We start from the raw sequence: 7,284 nt of genomic DNA, 5'->3' as shown, positions 1-7,284 counted from the left end.
CGGCGATCCACGGAAAGGTGCGCAGGTTGTCGATCGACAGGCGCACCACGGCCTCCTCCGCGGCCCGGTCGACCTGGTCGGGCTCGACCGCCTCGGCGATGCGGCGGACGACCGGGGCGCCCTGCTCGACCCAGGGCGCGACGAAGTCCTGACAGTTCCCCGGCGCGCCGTTGAGCATGGCGTTGACCCCGCCGCAGAGGGCGTGACCCATGACCACGATGCGCGACACGCCCAGCACCTTGACCCCGAACTCCAGCGCCGCCGAGACGCCGTGCAGGCGGCCGTCCGGCTCGTAGGGGGGGACCAGGTTGGCGACGTTGCGGACCACGAACAGCTGGCCCGGCGCGGTGTCGAAGATCAGGGCCGGATCGGCGCGACTGTCGGAACAGGCCACGACCAGGGTGTGCGGCCGCTGGCCGTCGGCGGCGAGCGCCTCGTACTCGGCCCGGGCCTCGGCCCAATGGCCCTCGCGGAAGCGGCGGTAGCCGGAAAGCAGGGCGTCAGCGGATTCGGTCGACATGGCAGGGTTTCTAGAACGGGATCAGCTCTTGCGGAAGAAGGCGTGGATGCGCTCGGCCAGCGGCAAATTGATGCCCTCGACCTTGACCAGATCCGCGACGGCGGCGCGCGAGACCCCCTTGGCCGAGCCGAAGGCGTGCAGCAGGGCCTTCTTGCGGCCGGGGCCGACGCCCTCGATTTCGTCGAGCGGGTTCTTCTTGATGTCCATCGAACGGCGGGTGCGGTGGGCGCCGATGGCGAAGCGGTGGGCCTCGTCGCGCAGGCGCTGGAGGTAGTACAGCGCCGGCGACTTCAGCGGCAGCATGAACGGCGGCTTGCCGGGCATGAAGAACCGCTCCAGTCCCGCGTCGCGGTCCGGCCCCTTGGCCACGCCGACCACGGCGATGTCGTGCACGCCCAGTTCAGCCATGACCGCGACCGCCTCGGCCAGCTGCCCGGCGCCGCCGTCGATCAGCAGCAGGTCGGGACGGACAACCTCCTCGCCCGCTTCCTCGTCCTTGACCAGACGGGCGAAGCGGCGGCGCAGCACCTCGCGCATCATGCCGTAGTCGTCGCCGGGCGTGAGCTCCTCGCCGCGGATGTTGAACTTGCGATACTGCGACTTCTGGAACCCCTCGGGCCCGGCCACGATCATGCCGCCGACGGCGTTGGTCCCCTGGATGTGGGAGTTGTCATAGACCTCGATCCGCTCGGGGCGGCCCTCCAGCCCGAACACCTCGCACACCTCGTCGAGGATCCTGCCCTGGGCCGAGCTCTCGGCCATGCGGCGGCCCAGCGCCTCGCGGGCGTTGGTCAGGGCGTGGTCGACCAGGGCCTTGCGATCGCCGCGGGCCGGCCGTTCGATGCTGACCACCCGGCGTCCGTCCACGGTCCGGGCCTTCATCGAGAAGGCCTCCTCCAGCAGCTCCTTCTCGTGCGGAACGAGGTTGGACAGGATCTGCCGCGGCACCGGCCGGTCCTCGTAGAACTGGCCGAGGAAGGCGGCGAGGATTTCCGGGTCGGTGTCCGCCCGGTCGACGCGCGGGAAATAGGCCCGACCGCCCCAGTTCTGGCCGGCGCGGTAGAAGAAGACCTGGACGCAGGCCTGGCCGCCGTCGGAGTGCAGGGCGAAGACGTCGGCCTCGGCGACCCCTTCGGCGCTGACGGAATTCTCCATCGAGATGGCCGACAGGGCGCGGATGCGGTCGCGGACGCGGGCGGCCTGTTCGAAATCCATGGCGTCGGAGGCGGCCTGCATCTCGCTCGACAGGCGGGCGACGACGGCGCGCGACTTGCCACGCAGGAAGGCCTCGGCCTCGTCGACCAGGGCGCCATAGTCCTCGAGCGAGATCAGACCGGTGCAGGGGGCCGAGCAGCGCTTGATCTGGTGCAGCATGCAGGGCCGGGTGCGGGTCTCGTAGACGCTGTCCGAACAGGAGCGCAGCAGGAAGGCCTTCTGCAGGGTGGTCAGGGTGCGGTTGACCGCCCAGGTCGAGGCGAAGGGGCCGAAATAGTCGCCCTTCACAGTGTGGGCCCCGCGATGCTTGCGGACCTGGGGCGCGCGGTGGTCGCGGCGGATCATCAGCTCGGCGAATGACTTGTCGTCGCGCAGCACCACGTTGAAGCGCGGCTTGAGCTTCTTGATGAAGTTGGATTCGAGCAGCAGGGCCTCGGTCTCCGAGGCGGTGACGACCAGCTCCATCGAGCGCGTCAGGGACACCATCAGGCCGATGCGCTGGGTGTGGAACCGGCCCTGGGCGTACTGGAGGATGCGCTTCTTCAGCGAGCGCGCCTTGCCGACGTAGAGGCAGGTCCCGTCCTCGCCGTACATGCGGTAGACGCCGGGCTTGTCCGGCGCGCGCCGGGCCTCGTCCCGGATCAGGTCGGCGGCCTTCAGGGCCTCGGCGTCAGCGGGAATCGTCTCCTCGGTCATCGGGACCGATATAGGCCTAGAATTTGCGGACCATAAGCACGCCGGCGATCACGAGGCCGATGCCGGCGACGCGGCCGGGGCTGATCGGCTGCTTCGGCATGCCCATGGCCCCGAAATGGTCGAGCACGAGGCTGAGCAGCAGCTGGCCGGCCACCATCAGGATGATGGTGGTGGCCACGCCCAGCCGGGGCACGCCCCAGGCGGCCGCGACCACGAAGATCGCGCCATACAGACCACCGACCCAGGCGTACCAGGGCAGGGCCCGCGAGGCGGCCAGGTCCGGCCGCACCTGCAGCACGAGGGCGAGGATGCCCAGCGCCGCCGTGCCGACCGCGAACGAAACGAAGGCGGCGTTCACCGGGGAGCCGACGGCGCCCATCATCTTGGCGTTGGTCGGCGCCTGGAGGGCGGTGGCGGCCCCGCCGAAGACGACGGCCAGCATGGCGAGGAGAGAGGGGTTCATCCGGATTCGCTACCAGCTTGTCGCGCATTCCGCATCGCCGAAAATCTCCGCCAGCCGGTCGCGCGTCGCGCGGTGCGTGTCCTCCGGCAGATCGCACGGGTCGAACCAGCCTGCCGCCGCGATCTCGCCCCGGCTGGTGCGGTCGGTCAGGGTGAAGCGGTCGATGCGGTAGACGAGAACGTGGTCGCCGCGGAAGAAGCGCTCGTTGGCGTGGATGCTGACCAGGACCGGGCGGCCCTCGAGGATGACGCCGGCCTCCTCGTGCATTTCGCGGGCCAGGGCGTCCTCGCAGGTCTGGCCGCGTTCGACCCCGCCGCCGGGCAGCCACCAGCCATGCAGATAGGTGTGTTTGACCAGAAGCACCCGGCCCTCGCCGTCGATGGCGACGCCGCGCACGCCCAGGGTCATGCCGCGGCTGATCCGCGACCAGGCGAAGAACAGCGGGCGGGTGAAGGGCTCAATATGCGTGCGCCAGGTCGTCATCGGTCGAACGATAGGGCCTGACGCCTGCTTGAACAGCCGGGCCGGGCGCTTTATTGCGGGCGCCGACACAGGAGCATCGCATGCTGGCCCTCTACATCATCCTCGGCTTCGTGGCCGTTCTCGCCGCGATCAACTTCATCGAGTTCGGCCGGGTTGACTGAGCCGTCGGCCCGGAACCGGGTCGCCCTCGTCACCGGCGGAGCCAAACGCATCGGCCGGGCCATCTGTCTTGAGCTGGCCGGCGCCGGATTCGACGTCGCCGTTCATCATCACACCTCGGACGATGAGGCCGCCGGGCTGGTCCGCGAGATCGAAGGCCTGGGCCGTCGGGCCGTGGCCCTGTCCGCCGACCTCAGGGACGCGGTCGCGACCCACGAACTGATCGGCCGGGCGGCCGAAGCGCTGGGGCCGCTGTCGGTGCTGGTCAACAACGCCTCGGTGTTCGCCGACGACCGGCTGGACACCATCACCGGCGACAGCTGGAACAGGCATCTCGACACCAATCTGCGCGCCCCGGTGCTGCTGGCCCAGGCGTTCGCGCGCCAGGCGCCCGACGGCTCGGCCATCGTCAACATTCTCGACCAGCGCGTCCTGAAGCCGGACCCGCGCTTCTTCTCCTACGGCCTGTCGAAAGCCGCCCTGTGGCACGCCACCCGCACCATGGCCCAGGCGCTGGCGCCGCGCATCCGGGTCAACGGCGTGGGGCCGGGTCCGACCCTGCCCTCGGTGCACCAGACGGATGAGGAATTCGCCGCCGAGGCCGCAGCCGTTCCGCTGGCGCGCGCCGGCAGTCCGGAGGCCGTGGCCGCCGCGGTGCGATGGCTGGTGGACGCGGAGCTGGTGACAGGCCAGATGATCGCCGTCGACGGGGGCCAGCACCTGGCCTGGAAAACCCCGGACATCGTGGAGTAGCCCGTGGCCGTCCCCTCCCCCCTGCCCTTCCCGGGCGCCGACGCCGCTCCGGGCATTCGCCGCGAAGGTCTGACCGTATTCGTGCGCGGGCTGGAAGTCGCGGCCGGCATCGGGGTGCATGATCACGAGCTGGGGCGGCTGCAACGGCTGGTCCTCGACGTCAGCCTCGAGCTGGCGCCGGCGGCGGTGGAGCGACTGGCTGACACCATCAACTACGAGACCGTGGCCGAGGCGGCGCGCGCCATCGCGGCCGAAGGTCATGTCGGCCTGGTCGAGACCTTCGCCGAACGGTTGGCCCTGGCCATGCTGGCGGACGGTCGGGTGCGGCGTTGCACCGTGCGGATCGAGAAGCCGGGCGCGCTGGACGGCGCCGTCGCCCCGGGTTGCGAGGTGACGCTGGCGCGCTAGACCGGTTGCGCGCCCGGCGACGGGCCGTCATTCTGACAACAGGACTCGAAGGACCCCCATGGCCGAACCCGGCGACCCGCACGCTCCGGACGATCACGACGACCTGATCGGCTTCGCCTCTCCGGCGTCGCTGCAGGGCCGCGCCCGGACGCCGGAGGCGTTGGAGCCTGAGCCAAAGCCTGAGCCTGAGCCTGAGCCTGAGCCCGCCCCGGGGTCCCATCCGGAACCCGACCTGTTGAGCGCCTCCCACCCGGCCGAACCGGAGCCCGCCCCCGCCGAGCCCTCGCCGGAGCCGGAAGCGCCGTCCGTCGCCGGGACGCCGGTCTCGGCCGCCTCGGTCTTCGAACCCTCGCCCGAGTTCTCCAGCCGTCGGCGACGGCGCGAGCCTCCGGCCATCCCAGGAGGCGGCATGGGCCTGTACGCTGTCTATGCGCTGATCCTCTTCGCCGTCCCGACCCTGGGCGTGTCGGCGATCATCGGGCTGCTCGCCGTCACCGGCCGGGCCGGACCGGAAGACCCCCTGTCGCAGTCGCACTTCATCTATCAGCAGCGGACGCTGTGGACCGCCGGCGTGGCCGTCGCGGTGGGGCTGATCTTCTTCCTCGTGCCGTTCGGGTTCGGCCCGGCCATCATGTTCCTCGCGGCGCTGTGGCTGGTCGCGCGCGGCGCCGTGGGGGTGTGGTCGTTGAAGGCGGGGCGACCGATCGCCAATCCCCGCGGCTGGTGGATCTGAAGGAGCGCGCCATGACCCCTATCCCTCCCCGTGACGAACCCGTTTTCCGCTCCGGCGGCCAGGAGGACGGCAAGGTCGCCGCCGTGCTGGCCTGGGGCCTGTACATCCTGTCGATCCCCAGCGCCAACGTGCTGGTCCTCGTCGGACTGGTGGTCGCCTATGCCGGCCGGAGCTCCGCCTCCGGCCTGGCGCTCGAGCATCTGAACGCGCAGATTCGCCTGTTCTGGTCGGTGTTCTGGTGGACGATCGCCTGCTGGGCAGCGATCGCCGTCAGCGCCCTCGCGAGCGTGATCCTGATCGGCATCCCCTTCCTGTTCATCTTCCTGCTGGCGTGGTTCCTGATCAGCGTCTGGTTCACGGTGAAGAGCATCTTCGGACTGATCAACCTGCTCGGCGACCGCGCCCCCTGAGGCTTTAGGGAGACAGGGTCCGATCCGGGCGCCGGCGACCCGCGCTCGGTGAGGAACGCAGGGCGACTGCTCGAGTTGGCCCTGCGTCACACGCCCACACAGTTCACCGGAGGCCATGCCCATGACCGATCTTCGCGATGTCGTCGCCCAGCAGCGGTTCGAGCAGGGATTCACCGACGCCCAGGGCCAGACCCGCACGGTGTTCGCGGACTACGCCGTCCAGGGCGACAAACGCCTCATCCTGCACGTCGAGGCCGACCCGGCCCTGAGGGGCACGGGCGCGGCGGGGGCCTTCATGCAGGCGCTGGCGGAACATGCCCGGGCCGAGGGGCTCAAGCTGACGCCGCGATGCAGCTACGCCGTCGCCTGGCTGAAGCGGCACCGGGAGTACGACGACGTCGTCGCCTGACCGCGCGCGGCCCGGTCAGCCGCCGTAGCCGCCGATGATCGGCAGGATCTCGCCGGTGATGTAGCTGGAGCACTGCGGCGAGGCGAGGAAGACGAAGGCGGGCGCGATCTCCTCGGGCTGGGCCGGGCGTTTCATCACCGTCTGCGAACCGAATTGAGCGACCTTGTCCGCCTGCTGGTCGGCGGGGTTGAGCGGGGTCCAGACCGGCCCCGGCGCGACCACGTTGACGCGGATTCCCCGGGGGGCGAGGTGGGTTCCCAGCGACCGCGCGAAGGCGTGGATGCCGCCCTTGGTCATCGAATAGTCGAGCAGATTGTCGTTGCCCCTGATGCCGGTGACCGAGCCGGTCATGACGATGGCCCCGCCGGGCTTCAGGTGCGGAACCGCCGCCTTCACCAGGTAGAAATAGCCGTAGAGGTTGGTCTTCAGCGTGCGGTCGAAATGCTCGAGGGTCAGGTCCTCCAGCGCCTCGACGTGCTCCTGGAAAGCGGCGTTGGGCACGACCACGTCGAGGCGGCCGAAGGCGTCCAGCGTGGCCTTGACGGCGGCCTCGGAGAAGGCGGGGTCGGCGGCGTCGCCCTTGATCACGATGGCCCGCCGGCCCTCGGCCTCGACCGCGGCCCTGGTGTCCTCGGCGTCCCGCTCCTCGTCGAGGTGGCAGATGGCGACGTCGCAGCCCTCGCGGGCGAACAGCACGGCCACCGCCCGGCCGATGCCGGAGTCGCCCCCGGTGATGAGGGCGGCCATGCCGTCCAGCTTGCCGGAACCCTTCCAGAACGGCGCGTCGTACATCGGGGCGGGATCAAGCGCCGCCTCGTCGCCCGGCTTGCGCTGCTGCTGCTCCGGGAAGGGCGGTTCGGGGTATCGGCGCGCGCCGGCCTGCACCGCGCCTTCGCTTTCCGATCCGCCGCCGTCCGAGGCCCTGGCGTCAATCCCGGCCTGAATTTTCCGTTCCTGATCGGCGATCCGGTCTAACATGCCGGTATTTGTTTTTTTGAGAGCCGCGTTTTCTTCTTCGAGCTTCGCGATTCTTTC

General features: G+C 70.2%; 10 protein-coding genes. 5 read left to right on the top strand and 5 right to left on the bottom strand.

Features of this window, described 5'->3' with window-relative positions; genetic code table 11:
• The 4 genes from RDU12_RS04005 to RDU12_RS03990 all read right to left on the bottom strand — a co-directional run.
• On the bottom strand, window positions 1-520 hold a 520-nt coding region (locus RDU12_RS04005; protein WP_308684132.1), incomplete at its 3' end, for a carbonic anhydrase.
• A gap of 21 nt (window positions 521-541) precedes the next feature.
• A complete protein-coding gene (uvrC, locus tag RDU12_RS04000; RefSeq protein ID WP_300290010.1) occupies window positions 542-2,431 on the bottom strand; it encodes an excinuclease ABC subunit UvrC in 1,890 nt (629 codons plus the stop codon).
• A 16-nt stretch (window positions 2,432-2,447) separates the two neighbouring features.
• A complete protein-coding gene (locus tag RDU12_RS03995) occupies window positions 2,448-2,894 on the bottom strand; it encodes a DMT family transporter (RefSeq protein WP_300290009.1) in 447 nt (148 codons plus the stop codon).
• Between the two features lie 9 nt (window positions 2,895-2,903).
• Window positions 2,904-3,377 carry an NUDIX domain-containing protein gene (locus RDU12_RS03990; RefSeq protein ID WP_300290008.1) on the bottom strand — a complete coding sequence of 158 codons (474 nt, stop codon included), beginning with the start codon at window positions 3,375-3,377 and terminating at the stop codon, window positions 2,904-2,906.
• Between the two features lie 153 nt (window positions 3,378-3,530).
• On the opposite strand from RDU12_RS03990, the gene RDU12_RS03985 reads away from it, so the two are divergent.
• From RDU12_RS03985 to RDU12_RS03965, 5 genes are all read left to right on the top strand, one after another.
• A complete protein-coding gene (locus RDU12_RS03985) occupies window positions 3,531-4,289 on the top strand; it encodes an SDR family oxidoreductase (RefSeq protein ID WP_300290007.1) in 759 nt (252 codons plus the stop codon).
• A 3-nt stretch (window positions 4,290-4,292) separates the two neighbouring features.
• Window positions 4,293-4,697 carry a dihydroneopterin aldolase gene (gene folB / locus RDU12_RS03980; RefSeq protein WP_374990184.1) on the top strand — a complete coding sequence of 135 codons (405 nt, stop codon included), beginning with the start codon at window positions 4,293-4,295 and terminating at the stop codon, window positions 4,695-4,697.
• A 58-nt stretch (window positions 4,698-4,755) separates the two neighbouring features.
• A complete protein-coding gene (locus RDU12_RS03975; protein WP_300290006.1) occupies window positions 4,756-5,430 on the top strand; it encodes a hypothetical protein in 675 nt (224 codons plus the stop codon).
• An 11-nt stretch (window positions 5,431-5,441) separates the two neighbouring features.
• Complete coding sequence (locus RDU12_RS03970) at window positions 5,442-5,840, top strand: hypothetical protein (RefSeq protein WP_300290005.1); 399 nt, start codon at window positions 5,442-5,444, stop codon at window positions 5,838-5,840.
• Window positions 5,841-5,961: 121 nt separating this feature from the next.
• Window positions 5,962-6,249 carry a GNAT family N-acetyltransferase gene (locus tag RDU12_RS03965; RefSeq protein WP_300290003.1) on the top strand — a complete coding sequence of 96 codons (288 nt, stop codon included), beginning with the start codon at window positions 5,962-5,964 and terminating at the stop codon, window positions 6,247-6,249.
• A 15-nt stretch (window positions 6,250-6,264) separates the two neighbouring features.
• Here the strand turns inward: RDU12_RS03965 and RDU12_RS03960 are convergent, their stop codons facing one another.
• Window positions 6,265-7,227, bottom strand: coding sequence for an SDR family oxidoreductase (locus RDU12_RS03960; protein ID WP_308684131.1), 963 nt, complete (start codon window positions 7,225-7,227; stop codon window positions 6,265-6,267).
• Window positions 7,228-7,284 lie beyond the last annotated feature (57 nt).

This window comes from Brevundimonas sp., from assembly GCF_031082345.1.
Classification (GTDB): domain Bacteria; phylum Pseudomonadota; class Alphaproteobacteria; order Caulobacterales; family Caulobacteraceae; genus Brevundimonas.
The sequence above is the reverse complement of the archived record's forward strand: the minus strand, read 5'-3'. Positions and strand labels throughout refer to the sequence as shown.